We start from the raw sequence: 999 nt of genomic DNA, 5'->3' as shown, positions 1-999 counted from the left end.
TCGAAAAGTAACGCACATCGTTGCTAAAAAAGGCGACGCGATATTTATTCCACCTAACTGTTGGAATAAACCAGACTGGGATACCGATTGCTCAGTGTTAAGTATTTTGTTTGGGCGTCGACAACTTGGGTTAAGTTTGGTGAGCAAACGCAAAGGTGAGGCAAACTTTTACGATATTCAAAAGCATAGCATCCAAACACGCTCAGGCTTTGCGATAGATAACATCTTAGAAGCGTCGAGCTCACTGGCTCGTGAGAATACTAAAAAACCAATGGATGAGCTTTTACTGCAAGCATTACTGCAATACGCGAAGACGATGTTGGATGCACCAGTCGAGCAGCAGTCACATAGCCGTGTGCAAGATCTCTATCAAGGGATTTGTATCTACATTCAAGAGAACTTCCATCGCCCAATCACACGTGACAGCATTGCGTCGAGATTCAGTATTTCCTCGAACCATTTGTCGCGCTTGTTCCGTCAGCAGGGGCACATGACCTTGGCAGACTACATTACTTGGGTACGAGTGGATCGTGCGAAGTTTATGCTCAAAAAATACAACTTCAAACTCAATGACGTGTCAGTGCGCTGTGGATTTAAAGACGTGAACTATTTCTGCCGAGTATTTAAGAACCGTACAGGCAGAACGCCGACGGAATATCGTGGTTCGATTTAAGCCTTCAGTCAGAGTGCGTAAATCATAGAGAAGTTTAGGCGAGCAGCCTCGACATGGCGTACATCAGCAGCGCTTGTAAGTCGACGCTGCTTTTTGTTAGTAGTAGGCGTTCCGCCATTTGATCGGTAAGCAGATTTCGTGTGAGGTTAGTGGCCGCAATGATCTGTTCTCGGGTCGGCTTTTCTGGCATCACCAGTGCTATAGCCAGATGAACATCACCCATCTTTGAAGCCCAATCCATCGATTTTTCATTTGCAATAACGGCAATAGAAATATGGTCAACACCTGAAAACATCACATGCGGTAGAGCGATCCCTGGAGTCACG

The 999-nt window shown here is 45.7% G+C and carries 2 protein-coding genes; one reads left to right on the top strand and one right to left on the bottom strand.

The annotated features are described in order from the left end of the window. Positions 1-673: AraC family transcriptional regulator (locus tag R7R24_RS25065; protein ID WP_318119816.1), on the top strand; the 673-nt coding region annotated here is incomplete at its 5' end. 34 nt (positions 674-707) lie between these two features. Here R7R24_RS25065 and R7R24_RS25060 read toward each other — a convergent pair. Beyond that, positions 708-999 (bottom strand): PTS sugar transporter subunit IIA (locus tag R7R24_RS25060; RefSeq protein WP_318119815.1); only part of this gene is annotated, 292 nt, incomplete at its 5' end.

The organism is Vibrio sp. 704 (assembly GCF_033339295.1).
This window is presented reverse-complemented; position numbering and strand designations above follow the sequence as displayed.